Source organism: Actinophytocola glycyrrhizae (assembly GCF_042653545.1).
Taxonomy (GTDB): Bacteria; Actinomycetota; Actinomycetes; order Mycobacteriales; family Pseudonocardiaceae; genus Actinophytocola; species Actinophytocola glycyrrhizae.
On sequence record NZ_JBHSIS010000006.1, the window covers coordinates 849510 to 866376 of the forward strand.

Sequence of the window (16867 nt, forward strand, 5' to 3'; positions counted from 1 at the left end):
GTCAGAGGTCCACCGCCGGCAGCACTCTGCCCCGCACGGGTGCGATGCCGACCACCGCGCCGTCCTCACCCGGTGCGGTCGCGGTGATCACGACCTCGTCGCCGTCCTCCAGGAACGTCCTGGTGACGCCGTCGGCGAGGGTGATCTCCTCCTGGCCGCCCCACGACAGCTCCAGGAAGCAGCCGCGTTGCGCGGGCTCCGGGCCCGAGACGGTGCCGGACGCGAACAGGTCGCCCGGCCGGACGGTCGCGCCGTTGACCGTCATGTGCGCCAGCTGCTGCGCGCACGAGTACGACATGTCCGCGAACCTCGGCCTGGACACCACGGTCCCGTTCCACTCGACGGCGAGCCGCAGGTCGAGGCCCCCCGGGGTGTCCTCGACCAGGTAGGGCACCCGGGGGTGGTCGACGGCGGGGACCGGCACCCGCGCCTCCGCGAGCGCGTCGAGCGGGGTGATCCACGCCGACACCGACGTCGCGAACGACTTGCCGAGGAACGGGCCGAGCGGCTGGTACTCCCAGCCCTGGATGTCGCGCGCGGACCAGTCGTTGACCAGCACCACGCCGAAGATGTGCTCGGCGACCGCGGACGTCGGCACCCGGCGGGCGACCGGGCCGCCGCACACGAACCCGACCTCCGCCTCGATGTCGAGCCGCCCGCTGGGGCCGAAGTGCGGGCCGGACGAGCCGCGCCGCTGGCCGTGCGGGCGTTCGATACCGGTGCCGGACACGACGACGGTGCCGGACCGGCCGTGGTAGCCGACCGGCAGGTGTGTCCAGTTCGGCAGCAGCGGGTCGGAGTCCGGCCGCATGATCCGGCCGACGTTCTCCGCGTGGTGGCGCGACGAGTAGAAGTCGACGTAGTCGCCGACGGTGAACGGCAGCGCCATCCGCACGTCCCTCAGCGGCACCAGCGTCGCGCCCGTCGGCGTGGACGGCTGCGACACGAGTGCGACCAGCCTGGCACGCAGCTCGCTCCACTCCGCCCGCGTCGCCGCCAGCAGCGGGTCGAGCGACGGGCCGGACACCAGGCCGGCCAGGTCACCGAGGTCGTGCGCGACCGACCGCAGCGGCAGCGCGTGGTCGCCGAGCCGGACCGCGACCCGCGGGCCGTCGGTGTCGGAGCCCACGTCGATCACGCCGTACGGCAGGGTCTGCGGGCCGAACGGCTGGTCCCGCGCGAACGCGGGGTCGGTCACCCACGAGGTCACAGCAGCCCCAGTTCCTCGAGGTCGGTGACCGGGTCGGTGAGCGAGCACGACCCGTAGGAGGCGAACACGCCGCGCACGGAAAGCGCCTCGTGCTCGGTCATGTTCTGCGCCTCCTCCGCGAGCGCCTTGCCGTCGGTGGACTCGAGCGCCGAGCGCACGCTGTCGGTGTCGCCGCCCGCGAGCAGGCGGCCGGTGGCGATCAGCAGGTTGAGGAACCCGTGGTGGGTGAACCCGGTGTCCTCCGCGGTGTGCCGGACCGCGTTGTGCAGACCGGCGGTGGCCTTGAACGACGCGCCGCCGGAGTTGATCACGTCGAGGAACTCGGCGACCTCGGCGACGGCGGGGAAGTTCTCCGCGGACAGGCCGCCGCAGCGGAGCTTGGGCCAGCTGCCGTGCTCGATGACGCGCTGGATGCCGTCGAGCCAGCCGACGCCGCCGCGCCGCGGCTCGATCACCCGGATCACGTCCTCCGGCACGAATTCGGAGACCCGTTCGAGCCACACCTCGTCGACGTCGGTCGGGGCGGGCATCTCGACCATGCGCAGCGCGAGCAGCTCGGCCCGTGACTCGACGATCGACAGCGCCTTGGGCACGCCGCCGAGACCGGTGTCGATGACGAGCGAGAGCTCCACCGGCCGCGCCGGCTTCACCTTGATCAACTCGGTGATCAGCTCGGGCAGCCGGGACGCTGGGCAGAGGAAGAGTCCCACGAGATCGGCGTGCTCGCCCGTTCTGCCGGCGAGGTGCAACCGCACCGCGTCGGGCATGGTCGCGTTCCCCGGCGGGAACAACGCGGCGTCGTCGATGAGGCGAGCGAGCAGGGAGGGCACGTCCCGCTGATCCGATGCGGGCTGGGGTGCGGCGCTTGACACGGCTGACACGCTAGTAGCGTATCGGCAACTGAACAAAGATGTCCGACTATCGGACGTATCGGAGAGGGTCATGCCTTACTACCGACGCGTCGGGGAGATCCCCCGAAAGAGGCACACGCAGTTCCGCTCACCGGACGGCGGGCTCTACGCCGAGGAGCTGATGGGCGTCGAGGGTTTCTCCTCCGACTCGGCCCTCCTCTACCACCGCCACCTGCCGACGGCGATCGTCGACGCCGAGGTCGTCGCGGACCACCGGGGCACCCTCACGCCCAACCACCCCCTGCTGCCAAGGCATTTCCGGACCCAGGACCTCAAGGCGGAGCAGCAGCACGAGGCCGACGCGGTGACCGGGCGGCGGACCCTGTTCGGCAACAACGACCTGACGATCGCGTTCGCCGTCGCCACCGCGCCCAGTCCCCTGTACCGCAACGCGGTCGGTGACGAGCTGCTGTACGTCCAGACCGGGTCCGCCACGATCGAGACCATCTACGGCGCCCTGGACGTCGCCGACGGCCACTACGTGGTGCTGCCGACGTCCACGACCTACCGCGTGCTCCCGCACGGCGAGGCGCGCCTGTACGTCATCGAGGCGACCGGGCACATCGGCCCGCCGAAGCGGTACCTGTCGTCGAAGGGCCAGTTCCTGGAGCACGCGCCGTACTGCGAGCGCGACCAGCGCGGCCCGGCGGAGCCACTGCTGGCCGAGGGCACCGACGTGCCCGTGCTGGTCCGCCACCGCGCCGGTCTGACCCGGTTCACCTACGCCAACCACCCGTTCGACGTCGTCGGCTGGGACGGCTGCCTCTACCCGTGGGTGTTCGACATCCGCGACTTCGAGCCGATCACGGGGCGCGTGCACCAGCCGCCGCCGGTGCACCAGACGTTCGAGGGGCCGAACTTCGTGGTCTGCTCGTTCTGCCCGCGCAAGGTCGACTACCACCCGGAGTCGATCCCGGTGCCCTACAACCACGCGAACGTCGACTCCGACGAATTGATGTTCTATGTCGGCGGAAATTACGAGGCCCGAAAAGGTTCCGGTATTGGCATTGGGTCGCTGTCGTTGCACCCATCCGGATTCACACATGGCCCCCAACCGGGTGCCGCAGAGGCGTCCATTGGTGTGGACTATTTCGACGAAACGGCGGTAATGGTCGACACCTTCCGCCCGCTGGAGCTGGGCGAAGCGGCCGTGAGCTGCGAAGACCAGGGGTACGCGTGGACGTGGTCGGGCCGGGGGCCGGGTAGCTGAATCGGGTGAAACGGGACGGCCGCGCGGGCCGACTGTCCAGTCAGTGAACTCGCTGATTGGGGAGAGCCCGTGCGTATCCGTCTTACTTCAGCGCGCCCGAAAACAGCTATGCTGGTCGCCGCCGGCCTGTTTGCCGGCGTGCTGACCACCACTTTCACGACCACCGGCACCGCGGGCGCCGCGGTGCCTGCCGGGTTCACCGACACCGCGGTGATCAGCGGTCTGTCCTCGCCGACCAACGCGGTGTTCGCCCCCGACGGCCGGGTGTTCGTCAGCGAGAAGAGCGGCCTGGTCAAGACGTTCGACTCGCTGGCCGACACCACGGCCACGGTCACCGCGGACTTACGTACCCAGACGCAGGACTTCTGGGACCGCGGCCTGCTCGGCCTCACGCTGGACCCGGCCTACCCGACCCGCCCGTACCTGTACGTCCTGTACACCTACGACGCCGAACCGGGCGGCACGGCGCCCCGCTGGGGCGACCAGTGCCCCACCCCACCGGGCGCGACCGACCAGGGCTGTGTCGTGACCGGCCGCCTGTCCAAGCTGACCATCGGCACGAACGGGGTCGCGACCGGCGCCGAGCAGGTGCTGGTGACCGACTGGTGCCAGCAGTACCCGTCGCACTCGGTCGGCACCGTCGCGTTCGGCCCGGACGGCAACCTGTACGTCGGCGGCGGCGACGGCGCGAGCTTCAACTTCGCCGACTGGGGCCAGCGCGGCAACCCGTGCGCCGACCCGCCGGGCACGGCGGGCACGAACCTGTCGCCGCCGGACGCCAGGGGCGGTGCGCTGCGGTCGCAGTCGCCGCGCCGCCCGGCCGGTGAGCCGGAGACCCTCGACGGCGCGATCACCCGCGTGCACCCGGACACCGGGGACACGGAGATCGTCGCGTACGGCCTGCGCAACCAGTTCCGCTTCGCGTTCCGTCCCGGCACCGCCGAGGTGTGGGCCGGTGACGTCGGCTGGAACACGTGGGAGGAGATCAACCGGGTCACCAGCGTGACCGACGCGGCCGTCGAGAACTTCGGCTGGCCCTGTTACGAGGGCAGCGCCCGCCAGTCCGGCTACGACGGCGCGAACCTGACGCTGTGCGAGTCGCTGTACAGCACCGGGCAGACCACCCCGTACTACGCGTACAACCACAGCGCGCCGGTCGTCAGCGGTGACGGCTGCCCCACCGGCGGCTCGTCGATCAGCGGCATCGCGTTCGAGACGGACAGCAACTACCCGGCCGCCTACGACGACGCGCTGTTCTTCTCCGACAGCTCACGTGGCTGCGTCTGGGCCATGCAGCGCGGTTCGAACGGCCTGCCGGACCCGGCGACGATCGTGCCGTTCGTGACCGGGGTGAACGTGCCGGTGCAGATCCTGACCGGCCCCGGCGGCGACCTGTACTACGTCGCGCTCGGTGCCGGCCAGCTGCGCCGGGTGAGCTACCCGGCGGGCACGAACCTGCCGCCGACCGCGGTGGCGTCCGCGAACCCGACGTCGGGCACCGCGCCGCTGACCGTGCAGTTCACCGGTTCCGCCTCGTCGGACCCGGAGGGCGGTGCGCTGACCTACGCGTGGGACCTCGACGGCGACGGCGCCTACGACGACTCGACCGCCGCCAACCCGTCCCACACCTACCTCGCGCAGGCGTCGGTCACGGCACGTCTGCGGGTGACCGATCCCGGCGGCCTGAGCGGCACCGCGTCGGTGGTGATCACGGTCGGCGACCCGCCGTCGAACTCGCCGGTGGTGACCATCGACGACCCGACGGCGGCCACGCAGTGGAGCGTGGGCCAGACCATCCCGTTCGCCGGCCGGGCGGCCGACGCGCAGGACGGCGACCTGCCCGCGTCCGCGCTGTCGTGGCAGCTGACGTTGCAGCACTGCACGTCGTCGACGAACTGCCACGCCCACAACGTCCAGTCGTGGAACGGGATCGCCGCTGGCAGCTTCGTCGCGCCGGACCACGAGTACCCGTCGTTCCTGGACCTGACGTTGCGGGCGACCGACTCGGACGGCAACACCACGACCGAGACGGTGCGGCTGAACCCGCGCACGGTGGACCTGACGTTCACGTCCAGCCCGAGCGGGGCGCGGCTGGTGGTCGGCACGGTCGAGCAGGCCACGCCGTTCACGCGGACGGTGATCGTGGGGTCGGCGAACACGATCAGCGCGCCGAGCCCGCAGAACCTCACGCTGGGCCTGCGGTTCCGGTTCGCGAGCTGGTCGGACGGCGGGGCGCAGAGCCACACCATCACCGCGCCCGCGAGCCCGGCGACCTACCGCGCGAACTACCAGCTGTGCCTGTTCGGCTGCTGACTACTGGCTGAGCGCGATCCGCACGCCGATGCCGACCAGCAGGGTTCCCATCACCGCGTCGATGGTCCGCCGGACCTTCGACGCGGTGAGGAACCGGCGCAGTGCGGTGACCACGTTCGCGAGGACGGTGAACCAGACGAGCGAGGTCAGCACGGCGACGGCGGTGAGGACCACGGTGTCGGTGACCGTCGCGTCGTGCGGCAGGAACTGCGGCCACAGCGCGAGGAAGAAGACCGCGACCTTCGGGTTGAACAGGTTGGTGAGCAGGCCATGGCGGTAGGCGGTGAACACGCTCCGCCTGGCCTGTTCCACCTCGGGTGCCGCGGTCTGCTCGTACCCGCCGCGGCGGGCGGCCATGAGCGCCTGCACGCCGAGCAGCACGAGGTAGGCGGCGCCCGCGAGCTTGACGACGGTGAACGCGACCGAGGAGGCGGCGAGCAGCCCGGCGATGCCGACCGAGGTCACGACCGCCCAGGCCAGCACCCCGGACGCGATGCCGGCCGCACACGCCATGCCCGCCCGGCGGCCGCCGGAGAGCACGCTGCGCAGCATGATGACGAAGTCCGGACCTGGTGAGATGGCCGCGAGGAGGATGACGCCCGCGAGGCCGAGCGCCTGAGTCACGTTCACCCGGTCAGCCTACCGAGCCGGTCGGCTGTCCTTCCGGCGGTACTTAGGTTACCCTAACTCGCGGAGGTGCTCCGTTGACCGATCGACCGCCGACCCCGAGCCCGGGCGAACGCGCCAGGACCATCGCCGCGCGTGGCCCGGCGACCCTGCTGCCGCCCATGCCGTCGCTGCCGCCGGCGGGCGCGGTGCCGGACCGGGTGACGCCGCTGCTGCACCACGTGCACGACGACGGCGTGGTGTCGGTGCTGCTGCCCGACGACCACCAGCTGCCCACCGCGCTCGCCGCCGGTGTGCTGACGTCGATGGTCGAGGTCGTCGACATGGCGCCGGTGCCGCTGCGCGAGTCGGTGCGCGGCCTCCTGTGGATCACCGGGCAGCTCGCCGTGCTGCCGCTGCCCGCCGCGCGCGGGGTCGCGCTGACGATCGCGGCGCAGCGCCCGGACCCCCGGCTGCTCGACCTCGGCCACGGCGCGTCGCTGCTGCGGCTCACGCCGGTGTCGATGGTGATCGCCGACGCCGACGGCACGCACCCGGTCACGCAGGCGACGTTCGCGGCCGCCGAACCGGACCCGTTCTGCCACGAGGAGGCCGGCTGGCTGCGGCACCTCGAACTGTCGCACACCGAGGTGGTGCACACGCTGCGCCGCCACCTGCCCGAACCGCTGCGGGGCGGGCACCTCCGCCCGCTTGGCCTCGACCGGTACGGCCTGCGGCTGCGGGTCGAGGACATCGAGGGCGACCACGACATCCGGCTGGCGTTCTCGCGCCCGATCTCGACGCCCACGGAGCTGTCGGACGAGCTGCGCAGGATGGTCGGCTGCCCGTTCCTGGCGCTGCAGAACGGGGCCTAGACGATTGCTTCGGTGAAGATCATGCGGAGTGCTCCCAACCGCCCCACGAAACCTGCTGTTCGAGGCTTGCCGTACGGCCCCGTCATCTGGCACGACCCCCACACCCCTGCGGTCGCCCGACGAGGCTGGGCCGATGCCGTGAAAGGCGCGTTCACGGCACAACAAGTGCCGTCAATGGGCCATTCACGGCGCCCAGCGCCGTCAACGCGCCTTTGACGGCATTGCCAACGCCGTCAACGCGCCTTTCACGGCACCAAAAGCCCCGGGCGCTACGCGCCCAGGCCCCGCGAAGCGGGCCCGCAACCCCATGCAATCCCGACGGTGGCGCAAGCCCACCACCAAGGGGCTCCCTGCCATCCCGTCGACCTGGCGAAGCCCGATCACACCGCGTCAAGGGGGGCCAAAAGCCCGAATCACACCAAGCACGAATCCGCCCCCCTTGGCGCGGTGTGATAGCCCCTGGGAGGTCGACGGGATGGCAGGCAGACCCGAACCCCACCGCCGCCGACATGCCCCTCCGCCACCCCCGAGACCTGCCCGTCCGGCGAGGACAAACCCACAACAAAAGCCGCAGCCAGCACACACCGACTTCACAATCAATCATCCAGCAGGAGACCGACCGCGCCGCGGAGCCCGGCGGCCGGTCACGGCAGTTCCGGCAGCTTCGGGCGTTTCCTCACCAGCAGCGGTTTCAGCAGGTCGCCGTGCTCCTCGACGCGGGACAGCACGTTCCTCGCCGTGAACGTCAGGTCGTTGGGGTGGCGGCACGCGGCCACCTCGTCCCACGTGACGGGGGTGGACGCCGTCGGGTTCTCGCGGCCGCGCAGGGAGTACGGCGCGATCGTCGTCTTGTAGCGGTTGTTCTGGCTCCAGTCGATGAACACCTTGCGCGGCCGCAGGTCCTTCGCCATCCGGGCCACGACCAGGTCCGGCTGTTCGCGGGCCAGGTGCTCGGCCACCGCCTTCGCGTACTCCGACGTCCGTTCCACCGCGCTCGTCGTGATCGGCGCGTACAGCTGCATCCCTTTGTTGCCACTGGTCTTCGCGAACGTCCTCAGGCCGTGCTCCGCGAGGAGCTCCCGCAGGCGCAGCGCCACCGCGCAGCACTCGACGATCGTCGCGGGCGGACCGGGGTCCAGGTCGAACACCAGCAGGTCCGGGGCCAGCCGCTCCCCCGCCCGGTCCACCTTCCACTGCGGGAGATGCAGCTCCAGCGCCGCCATGTTCGCCGCCCACACCAGGCTCGGCAGGTCGTTCAGCAGCACGAAGTCCAGCGTCTCGTGGCCTCGGGTGCTGCCCGGCGTCTCGACCCGCACCTTGCGCAGCCACTCCGGCGCGTGCCGCGCGGCGTTCTTCTCGTAGAACGGCTGGCCCAGCACGCCGTCGGGCCACCGGCGCAGCGTCACCGGGCGGTCCTTGAGGTGCGGCAACATGTACGGCGCGACACGGCTGTAGTAGTCGATCACCTGCGCCTTGGTGAACGCCGGGTACAGCGCCTTGTCCAGGTTGGACAGCCGCAGGCGCCTGCCGTCGACCTCCACCACCACGTTCTGCGGCTGCGGCTCCGCCGGTTCGTCGTCCTCCCACGGCGGCTCGTCGGCCGGCTCCGCCCCCGCCGTCACCTCCGGCTCCAGGTCCGCCGCGTCCTTGTCCGACCGCAGGCCACGCCACGACGGCGCGCGCAGGCGGCCGTCGGTCGTCCAGTTGCGGAACTCCACCTCGCCGACGACTTCCGGCGCCACCCAGGTGGCACCCTTGGCGCGGTCGCGCGGCACCTCGTTGACGAACGGGTTCTCCTTGCGCACCAACGGTTTCAGCCGGTCGTGCAGTGCCGCCAGCGCCTCGTCGGTGAAGCCGGTGCCGACCTGGCCGACGTACCGAGGGCCCGCGTCGGTCGGCACCCCCAGCATCAGCGAGCCGATCGTGCCCGCGCGCCTGCCCTCGCCGGGGCGCCAGCCGCCGACGAGCACCTCGATCGTCAGCACCTCGGTGATCTTCACCCAGTCGGCGGTCCGCCTGCCCGGGTAGTACCGGGAGGACCGGCGTTTCGCGATCACGCCTTCCAGCCGCTGGTCGCGCGCGGTCTCCACCACCGCGGCGCCGTCACCGGTGAACGACGGCGACACCAGCCAGTTCGGACCACGCAGCTCCAGACCCTCCAGCAGCTCGCGGCGCTCCGCGAACGGGAGGTCCACACAGGACTTCCCGTCCAGGTGCAGCACGTCGAAGATCAGGTAGGTCACCGGAACCGAGTTCGCCAGGCTGCGTGCCTGCCGGTCGTTCTGGACGTGCATCCGTTGCTGCAACGCGGAGAAGCTCGGCCGCCCGTCGGTCAACGCGACGATCTCGCCGTCCAGCCACACCTGTGTGGACCCCAGCTCCTCGCCGAGCGCCCGCAGCTCCGGGTAGGTGACCGTGATGTCGTTGCCCTTGCGGGAGTGCAGCCGCAGCCGGCCGCCCTCGACCCTGGCGAGCGCGCGGACCCCGTCCCACTTGAACTCGTACGACCAGTCCGACTCGTCGTCGGGCAGCGTGCCCGGCGAGGCCAGCATCGGCTCCACCAGATCCGGCAGCCGCAGGAAACCGGCCCGCTGCGGTGGTTCCGAACGCCGGACCATCCAGTCCTTGGCGTCCTTGCCGCTGCGGAAGAACGTGTACCGGCCCTTCGCCCGCTCCCCGGCGAAGATCACCGCGACCTCGCGGTCGGACCACTTCAGCGTCTCGTAGTGGCCGCGGTCCCAGATGAACATCCGGCCGCCGCCGTACTCACCCTTCGGAATCTCCCCGGAAAACGTCGCGTACTCCATCGGGTGGTCCTCGGTGTGCACCGCCAACCGGATGTCACCGGGCACGTCCGGCAGTCCCTTGGGCACCGCCCACGACACGAGCACACCGTCCCGCTCCAGCCGCACGTCCCAGTGCAGCCGGCTTGCGTGGTGCTCCTGGATGACGAACGTGTCGTTGTTGCCGGTGGGCAACGGCTCGTCGGCGGGCACCGGCTCCGGGGTCTTTCCCGGATCGCGTTTCCTGCGGTACTCGTCGAGGCCGGCCATGACCTATTCGTACCCGTTCGGCGTCACGGCAGCCAGGAGACGCGGCCACGCAGTATCGCGTACCCCACGAACGCGACGAAGTCGATCAGGAAGTGCGCCAGCACAAGCGGCCACAGCCGGTTCGTCCGCTGCCACACCCGGCCGAACACCAGGCCCATGACGACGTTGCCGAGGAACCCGCCGAAGCCCTGGTAGAGGTGGTAGGACCCGCGCAGCACCGACGACACCAGCAGCGACGCGTTCTCCCCGAGCCCGAGCTGCCGCAGCCGCGTGATCAGGTAGCCGACGACCAGCACCTCCTCGGCCCACGAGTTGCCGAACGCCGACAGCGGCAGCGTGAGGAACTGCCACCAGTGGTCCAGCGCGGTCGGCACCACGGTCAGGTTCGCGCCGACCGCCCGCGCGACCAGGTAGAACCCGAGCCCAGGCACCCCGATCAGCGCGGCGAGCCCCGCGCCGCCAGCGAGGTCGCGCCCGAACCGGCCGCGGGCCAGGCCGACCTGCCGCAGCTGGATCCCCGCGCGCCACAGCAGGTACAGCCCGAGCGCTCCCCACGCGAACAGCTGCGTCGCGGACAGGAGCTGGCGGAGGAAGTCGAGCAGCTGGTTGGTGGCCTGCGAGACGTTCAGCGCCACCGCCTGGTCGGCGAGCCGCGCCTCCCGCAGCAGCGAGTCGACGAGCGACAACAGGCTGCGCAGCGCGGAAAGCCCCAGCGTGACGGCGAAGACGATCACCAGCTCGACGACGATGCCCCGGCGTTCGCGCGGGTCGGCGACCGGTTCCGGGAACGCCGGGCGCGGCGGGTTCAGCCAGGTGCGGATCACGGCCGCACGGTACCGGGCGACGTAGTGTGGTGTCCGTGCCACAGATCGCTTCGGCGGACCGGGTCGACCGCGCCGCCCTGAACGACTTCGTTCGCCCGCGCCACCACGCCGTGCTGGTGACCGCGCGCGCCGACGGCAGCCCGCAGCTGTCGCCGGTGACGTGCGGGCTGGACACGGCAGGCCGCGTCGTGATCGCCACCTACCCGCAACGCGCGAAGGCGAAGAACGCCAAGCGGAACCCGAAGGTGTCGGTGCTGGTCCTGTCCGACGAGTTCGACGACGCGTACGTGCAGGTCGACGGCACCGCCGAGGTGCTGGAGCTGCCGGACGCGGTCGAGCCGCTCGTCGAGTACTTCCGCGTGATCTCCGGCGAGCACCCCGACTGGGACGAGTACCGGGCGGCCATGCGCAGGCAGGGCAAGTGCCTGATCCGGGTCACGGTCGACCGCTGGGGCCCGGTCGCGACCGGGGGCTTCCCGCCGGAGCTTGGCTAGTCCGCCTCCCCGGATTCAAAGTGTTGGTCCCGACCCAGCGACACCCGCGGACCGCAGGCGGTTGGTGGTCCTGTGTCGTCACGTTCCCCTGAGGTACCGCTGATCAGGCCAAGACCTTGCACAGAGATCCGAAGGACACGCCCCAGGCCCGTGCCGGGACACTAGAGCGCGAGCGCGGCCGAGCCGAACGCCACGTTGAAGCGGTCGCACCAGATGACCGCGCTGCGCAGGCCGGCAAGGTCCGCGTCCGCCGGGATCAGGTAGTTGTGGTTGCCGTCGGTCGCCTTGATCTCGCCGAGCGCCACGAAACGGCCGTCGTCGTAGGAGCCCCACTCGCCGCCCGCGGTCGCGTCGGACAGCCAGACGTGCACGTCGGGCCCGTCGGAGGTGGAGAAGCCCTCCAGCCGCAGGACACGGGAGCCGTCGGGGAGCTCCAGGACCCGGGCGGTGCCGCTGGTGTCGTGTTCCTGGCTGACGAACTCACCCTCGGCGAGCACCGCGGGCCGCGGGGCCGGTGCCGTGCCGGTCGCCGTCGTGCTCTGCGCCGCCGCCACCGGGACCGGCTCGTCCAGGTTGCTGCTCGTGAACGCACGCCACGGTTCGAACAGCGCAAGGCCCACACCGAGCCCGATCAGCGCAACGGGCACACCCACCCAGATCAGCAGTCGTCGCATGCCCCTCATCCTGGCGGAGGTGGCCGCGACAACCTACTTACCGGGTTATTACGCTCGCTGGCGTGACCGCACCTGATCTCGAAGTGCACGAGCAGCCCCGGGTGGACAGCGAGGTCGGGCCGCTGCGCGCCGTGCTGCTGCACCGGCCGGGCGACGAGCTGAAGCGCCTGACGCCACGCAACAACGACCAGCTGCTGTTCGACAGCATCCCGTGGGTCGACCGCGCGCAGGAGGAACACGACGCGTTCGCGGAGACCCTCAAGTCCCGCGGCGTCGACGTGCTGCTGCTCGTGGACGCGCTGGTCACCGCGCTGAGCGACGAACGAGCCCACGCCGCGGCGGCCGACACCGCCGTGGACCGGCGGCGCGTCGGGCACGAGCTGGCCGACGCGCTCAGCTCGCACCTGTCGACGCTGAACCCCGCCGGGCTGGCGGACGTGCTGATGGCGGGCATGACGTTCGAGGAGCTGCCCGCCGCGGAGGGCGCGTCGCTGGTGCGCAGGATGCACCACCCGCACGACTTCGTCGTCGACCCGCTGCCGAACCTGCTGTTCACCAGGGACTCGTCGGTGTGGATCGGCAACCGGGTGGCGATCGCGTCGCTCGCGCTGCCCGCGCGGAACCGGGAGACGGCGCTGCTGGACCTGATCTACGCCTACCACCCCCGGTTCCGGTCGGCGGGCCGCGCGTACGGCGCGCACTCGGCCCCGGTCGAGGGCGGTGACGTGCTGCTGCTCGCCCCCGGTGTGATGGCGATCGGCGTCGGCGAACGGACCTCCCCCGCCGGCGCGGAGTCGCTGGCGCGGTCGGCGTTCGCGGACGGGCTGGCACACACGGTGCTCGCGGTCCCGATCGCGCAGGACCGGGCGACGATGCACCTGGACACGGTGTGCACGATGGTCGACCGGGACGCCGTCGTGATGTACCCGGCGGTGCGGGACACGCTGGTCGCCTACCCACTGCGGCCGGACGACGCGAAGGGCGTGCGTGTGGCAGGCCCCGTCCCGTTCCTGGAGGCGGCGGCGTCGGCGATGGGCATCGACCGGCTGCGGGTGATCGACACCGGCCTCGACCCCGTGACGGCGGAACGCGAACAGTGGGACGACGGGAACAACACGCTGGCCGTGGGCCCTGGCGTCGTCGTCGCCTACGAACGGAACGTGGAGACGAACGAACGCCTCGAAGCGGCGGGCATCGAGGTCCTGCGCATCCGCGGCTCGGAGCTTGGCAGCGGCCGAGGCGGCCCCCGCTGCATGTCGTGCCCGATCGTGCGCGCACAGCTGTAACCCGCGGTGTGGGTGCCCTTCAGGACATCAACCACCCACGAGGGGCACCACACACCACCGCTGACCTGCGAAAACCCGCGAACCGCCCGGAACGCAACCCCCACCCGAACCCGGGGGCGTCCCGCCATGCCAGTCTACCGGCACCCGCCGACAAATCAAGGGGTCCTGGCTCAGCTGTGGACAACTCGGTCGGCTGTGGACAACTTCAGTATCGTTCCGCCAGCCAACGGCCCAGCATGCGCAACCGGTCGGTGAGCGCGGCCGGTTCGATGACGTCCAGGTCCAGGTTCAGGTAGGCGAGCCACCGGGCCGCCCAGTCGAGGTCGTCCGTGCCGAAGCGGAGCTCGCACTCGTCGCCGTGGTCGACCACGGCCGCGACGGCCGGGTCGACAAGTTCCCCGACGAGGTCCGCCGACGTGTACACCCGCACGCGGACCCGGTGCCGCCACGGCCCGTGCGCCAGCGAGTCGGCGACGAACGCGGCCACGTCGGGCGGCGGCTCCGGCGCCGGGAACCGGGTCCCGAGCGGCTGCACCTGCCCGACCCGGTCGAGGGCGTACACCAGCCAGTCGCTCGCCCCGCGCGGGCACGCGACCAGGTACCAGCGGCGGCGCAGCGTGACCAGCCGGTGCGGCTGCACGTCGACCGGCTTGCCGCGGTGCCGGATCCGGATCGCCTCGGCCGCGCGGCACGCCAACGCGGCCGGGATCAGCACGTCCCGGCCCGCGCGGCGCGTCGGCTGCCCCGGTAGCGCCTCGACGTCGGCGAGCGCGCTGAGCCGGGTGCGCCAGCGGGACGGCACGACCTGCGTGAGCTTCGCCAGCGCCGTGACCGCCGCGGTCTCGAGCCCATCGACGGTGACCGCGGTGCGCAGACCGAGGGCGACCGCGGCCACCTCGTCGGCGTCGAGCAACAGCGGCGGCATCGCGGCGCCGGACGCCAGCCGGTAACCGCCGGTCCTGCCAGCCTCACCGTCGATGCGGTAGCCGAGCTCACGCAGCTGGGCGACGTCACGGCGCGCCGTGCGCTCGGTGACGCCGAGCCGCGCCGCGAGCTGCGTGGCCGAGATGCCGGGGTGCGCCTGGAGGAGCGAGAGCGTTTCGAGGCGGCGGTTGGTGGTGCTCACGATCTCGATGATCCCCGAAAACCCGGACACGATCCGTCCGGGTATCGCCGCATGATGGGAAACATGAAGTCGTTGCTCCGTCCTGAGGGACTTGTCCGGTCGCCCGCGTTCAGCCATGTCGCGGTGGTGCCGCCGGGTGCGGCCACGGTCTACGTCGGCGGCCAGAACGCCGTCGACGGCACCGGCGCGCTCGTCGGCGGGGACGACGCCGCCGCGCAGACCGGTCAGGTGATGAGGAACCTGCACACAGCACTGGCCGCGGCGGGCGCGAGCGTCCACGATCTGGTGATGATGACGATCCTGGTGGTCGACGGTGTCGACGTCGGCGCGGCCTACCCGGTCGCCGCCGCCGAACTGGGCGGCGCGGCGCCCGCGGTCGTGGTCGCGCGGGTCGCCGGGCTGGCCGTACCGGGCGCGTTGGTCGAGGTCAGCGCGGTCGCGGCGGTGGCACCGTGACCGCAGGACGACGGTCGGCGGTCGGGCTCACCCGCGACGCGGGCTGGCAGATCGGGGTGTCGAAGACGGTCGACCACCCGGTCGAGGACGTGTGGAGCTTCGTCACGTCGCCGGAGGGGATCGCGATCTGGCTCGGCGATGGCGTCTCGGTGCTGTCGGAACCCGGCGAGGGTTACGAGACGGCGGACGGCGTGCGGGGCGAGACACGCAGCTACCGCGAACTGGACCGGCTCCGGCTCACGTGGCAGCCACCGGGCTGGCGCCACGACACGACACTGCAACTGACGGTGTCGTCCGCGGGCGCGGGCCGGGCACGGTTGGGCGTCCACCAGGAACGACTGGCGAACGCCGAGGAGCGCGAACAGCAACGCACACACTGGCGAGGCGTGGTGAACGCCCTGGTGAAGGCCCTGAACGAAACACAGTCCAGCTAACCGCCACCAGCGCCAACACCGTGCCGACCTGCGAAAACCCGCGAACCGCCCGGGACGCAACCCCCACCCGAACCCGGGGGCGTCCCGCCATGCCAGTCTACCGGGACCCACCGACAAATCAAGGGGTCCTGGCTCACCTGTGGACAACTCGGTCGGCTGTGGACAACTCGGTCCAGTTCGGGTTGACCAGCGCGTAGACCACCTCGTCCTCGAAGCCGGCGGCGCCCGTGGGGAACGATTCCGGCAGGCTCGCCACATGGGTGAAGCCCGCCTTCTCGGCGCCGTGCCGGGACGCCGTGTTGCTCGCCGCCGTGCCAAGGCTCAGGCGGCGAAGACCCAGGCCGCCCTTCTTCCTGTCGGTGAACGAGCACTCCACCAGCGCGCGCAGCGCCTCGGTCAGCACCCCCTTGCCCCGGGCGTCCGGGTGCACCGCGTAGCCGATCTCCGCGGCCGTCTTGTCCAGGCCGCCGAGGTTGAAGAGCTGGATGTGGCCGATGAGCTCGTCGGTGGCACGGTCGGCGATGGTCCAGTCGAAGCGTTCACCTCGCGCGTCGGCCTCCAGCGGGCGCAGCAGCACCTTCTCCACGGGTGGCATGTCGTTCAGCCACGAGTAGCGGCCCCCGAAGTGGCGGCTGCGTTCGTCGGTCATCATCTCGACGAAACGGTGGCTGTCGGCATCGGCGTGCGGGCGCAGCCGCAGGCGGCCGGTCTCGACGGTCGGGGGGACGTGCCACTCGTGTTTCGGTTCGCGGGTGTCGTCGGCGCGCAGCGAGCCGCACCACGCGTCGTGACGTTCGCCGCGCTGCAGAAGGAACTTCGCGACCTTGCCGTCGTAGGAGAAGCCGTTCGCCCACGCCACGCGCCACGACGCCCAGTTGCCGACGTGCGCGTACCACACGATCAGCTCGATGTCCGGCCGCGAGAAACCCCAGTCCAGGATCAGCTTCACCGCCCGGCTGCACACGCCACGGCCGCGCACGCCGGGGTGCAGGCCGAACGCGAGTTCCGCGACACCGGCCTCCATCGGCCGCAGCGCGATCGAACCCGAGAACCGGCGCGTCCCGTCCGCGTGCGGCGCCTCGATGGCGAAGTTCAGGTCCTTCCCGGTCAGCCAGCCGGACGGCACGATCTCGTTGACGAACCCGACGGCATCCGCACGCTGGTAGGGCACGGGAACGGTCGTCCACCTGATCGACTCCGGGTCGGTGCACTGCACGACCACGTCATCCACATCGGACAGCGTGTGGACACGCAGCGTGATCTCGCCATCGGTGAGCGTGGGAACGTCGTCCGGAAACGTGAGGGCCATCGCACCATGGTCGGTGGCCGGGCCGCCCGGTGCAATCCAGTTACCCGTTTTCGGTTAGGAATGCCTTACCTGAATTGCATTCAGAT

The 16867-nt window shown here is 71.3% G+C and carries 15 protein-coding genes; 7 read left to right on the plus strand and 8 right to left on the minus strand.

Translation table 11 applies throughout. The features are described from left to right. Position 1: 1 nt before the first annotated feature. Together fahA and ACFPCV_RS14760 are read right to left on the minus strand one after the other, a co-directional pair. Positions 2 to 1210, minus strand: a complete 1209-nt coding sequence (gene fahA, locus ACFPCV_RS14755) for a fumarylacetoacetase (RefSeq protein ID WP_378056693.1) — start codon at positions 1208 to 1210, stop codon at positions 2 to 4. Continuing rightward, entirely contained in the window at positions 1207 to 2082 is an 876-nt protein-coding gene (locus tag ACFPCV_RS14760) for a hypothetical protein (RefSeq protein WP_378056940.1), read from the minus strand. The genes fahA and ACFPCV_RS14760 overlap by 4 nt, the downstream gene beginning before the upstream one ends. A gap of 70 nt (positions 2083 to 2152) precedes the next feature. On the opposite strand from ACFPCV_RS14760, the gene ACFPCV_RS14765 reads away from it, so the two are divergent. Both ACFPCV_RS14765 and ACFPCV_RS14770 read left to right on the plus strand, forming a co-directional pair. Further along, positions 2153 to 3331 (plus strand): homogentisate 1,2-dioxygenase, encoded by a 1179-nt coding sequence (locus ACFPCV_RS14765; RefSeq protein WP_378056694.1) that lies wholly within the window; start codon positions 2153 to 2155, stop codon positions 3329 to 3331. A 138-nt stretch (positions 3332 to 3469) separates the two neighbouring features. Next, positions 3470 to 5644, plus strand: a complete 2175-nt coding sequence (locus ACFPCV_RS14770) for a PQQ-dependent sugar dehydrogenase (protein ID WP_378056695.1) — start codon at positions 3470 to 3472, stop codon at positions 5642 to 5644. Here the strand turns inward: ACFPCV_RS14770 and ACFPCV_RS14775 are convergent, their stop codons facing one another. Beyond that, a complete protein-coding gene (locus ACFPCV_RS14775; RefSeq protein ID WP_378056696.1) occupies positions 5645 to 6274 on the minus strand; it encodes a LysE family translocator in 630 nt (209 codons plus the stop codon). 74 nt (positions 6275 to 6348) lie between these two features. On the opposite strand from ACFPCV_RS14775, the gene ACFPCV_RS14780 reads away from it, so the two are divergent. Further along, positions 6349 to 7125, plus strand: a complete 777-nt coding sequence (locus tag ACFPCV_RS14780) for a DUF2470 domain-containing protein (RefSeq protein ID WP_378056697.1) — start codon at positions 6349 to 6351, stop codon at positions 7123 to 7125. Between the two features lie 644 nt (positions 7126 to 7769). On the opposite strand, the gene ligD is transcribed toward ACFPCV_RS14780, so the two are convergent. Continuing rightward, the gene (ligD, locus tag ACFPCV_RS14785; protein WP_378056698.1) at positions 7770 to 10178 is read right to left on the minus strand and encodes a DNA ligase D; all 2409 of its coding nucleotides are present in this window, start codon (positions 10176 to 10178) and stop codon (positions 7770 to 7772) included. 23 nt (positions 10179 to 10201) lie between these two features. Further along, positions 10202 to 11002 (minus strand): CPBP family intramembrane glutamic endopeptidase, encoded by an 801-nt coding sequence (locus tag ACFPCV_RS14790; protein ID WP_378056699.1) that lies wholly within the window; start codon positions 11000 to 11002, stop codon positions 10202 to 10204. Between the two features lie 35 nt (positions 11003 to 11037). On the opposite strand from ACFPCV_RS14790, the gene ACFPCV_RS14795 reads away from it, so the two are divergent. Further along, entirely contained in the window at positions 11038 to 11496 is a 459-nt protein-coding gene (locus tag ACFPCV_RS14795; protein ID WP_378056700.1) for a PPOX class F420-dependent oxidoreductase, read from the plus strand. Between the two features lie 161 nt (positions 11497 to 11657). Here ACFPCV_RS14795 and ACFPCV_RS14800 read toward each other — a convergent pair whose 3' ends face one another. Beyond that, complete coding sequence (locus ACFPCV_RS14800) at positions 11658 to 12170, minus strand: DM13 domain-containing protein (RefSeq protein ID WP_378056701.1); 513 nt, start codon at positions 12168 to 12170, stop codon at positions 11658 to 11660. A gap of 101 nt (positions 12171 to 12271) precedes the next feature. Here ACFPCV_RS14800 and ACFPCV_RS14805 point away from each other — a divergent pair, with 101 nt between their 5' ends. Then, on the plus strand, positions 12272 to 13456 hold the full coding sequence (locus ACFPCV_RS14805; protein WP_378056941.1) for an arginine deiminase: 1185 nt from the start codon (positions 12272 to 12274) through the stop codon (positions 13454 to 13456). 205 nt (positions 13457 to 13661) lie between these two features. Here ACFPCV_RS14805 and ACFPCV_RS14810 read toward each other — a convergent pair whose 3' ends face one another. Further along, positions 13662 to 14582 carry a helix-turn-helix transcriptional regulator gene (locus tag ACFPCV_RS14810; protein WP_378056702.1) on the minus strand — a complete coding sequence of 307 codons (921 nt, stop codon included), beginning with the start codon at positions 14580 to 14582 and terminating at the stop codon, positions 13662 to 13664. Between the two features lie 63 nt (positions 14583 to 14645). Between ACFPCV_RS14810 and ACFPCV_RS14815 the strand changes: the two genes are divergently transcribed. Then, positions 14646 to 15038, plus strand: a complete 393-nt coding sequence (locus ACFPCV_RS14815) for a RidA family protein (RefSeq protein ID WP_378056703.1) — start codon at positions 14646 to 14648, stop codon at positions 15036 to 15038. After that, positions 15035 to 15472, plus strand: coding sequence for an SRPBCC family protein (locus tag ACFPCV_RS14820; RefSeq protein ID WP_378056704.1), 438 nt, complete (start codon positions 15035 to 15037; stop codon positions 15470 to 15472). The genes ACFPCV_RS14815 and ACFPCV_RS14820 overlap by 4 nt, the downstream gene beginning before the upstream one ends. Positions 15473 to 15605: 133 nt before the next feature. Here the strand turns inward: ACFPCV_RS14820 and ACFPCV_RS14825 are convergent, their stop codons facing one another. Beyond that, positions 15606 to 16781: a GNAT family N-acetyltransferase gene (locus ACFPCV_RS14825; RefSeq protein ID WP_378056705.1), complete on the minus strand. Its 1176-nt coding sequence runs from the start codon at positions 16779 to 16781 to the stop codon at positions 15606 to 15608. Between the last annotated feature and the right edge of the window lie 86 nt (positions 16782 to 16867).

Excerpts from the sequence above, each read along its gene's own strand:
- ACFPCV_RS14765 (WP_378056694.1), top strand. The coding sequence starts at position 2,153 with ATGCCTTACTACCGACGCGTCGGGGAGATCCCCCGAAAGAGGCACACG.
- ligD (WP_378056698.1), bottom strand. The coding sequence starts at position 10,178 with ATGGCCGGCCTCGACGAGTACCGCAGGAAACGCGATCCGGGAAAGACC.
- ACFPCV_RS14800 (WP_378056701.1), bottom strand. The coding sequence starts at position 12,170 with ATGCGACGACTGCTGATCTGGGTGGGTGTGCCCGTTGCGCTGATCGGG.
- ACFPCV_RS14815 (WP_378056703.1), top strand. The coding sequence starts at position 14,646 with ATGAAGTCGTTGCTCCGTCCTGAGGGACTTGTCCGGTCGCCCGCGTTC.
- ACFPCV_RS14825 (WP_378056705.1), bottom strand. The coding sequence starts at position 16,781 with ATGGCCCTCACGTTTCCGGACGACGTTCCCACGCTCACCGATGGCGAG.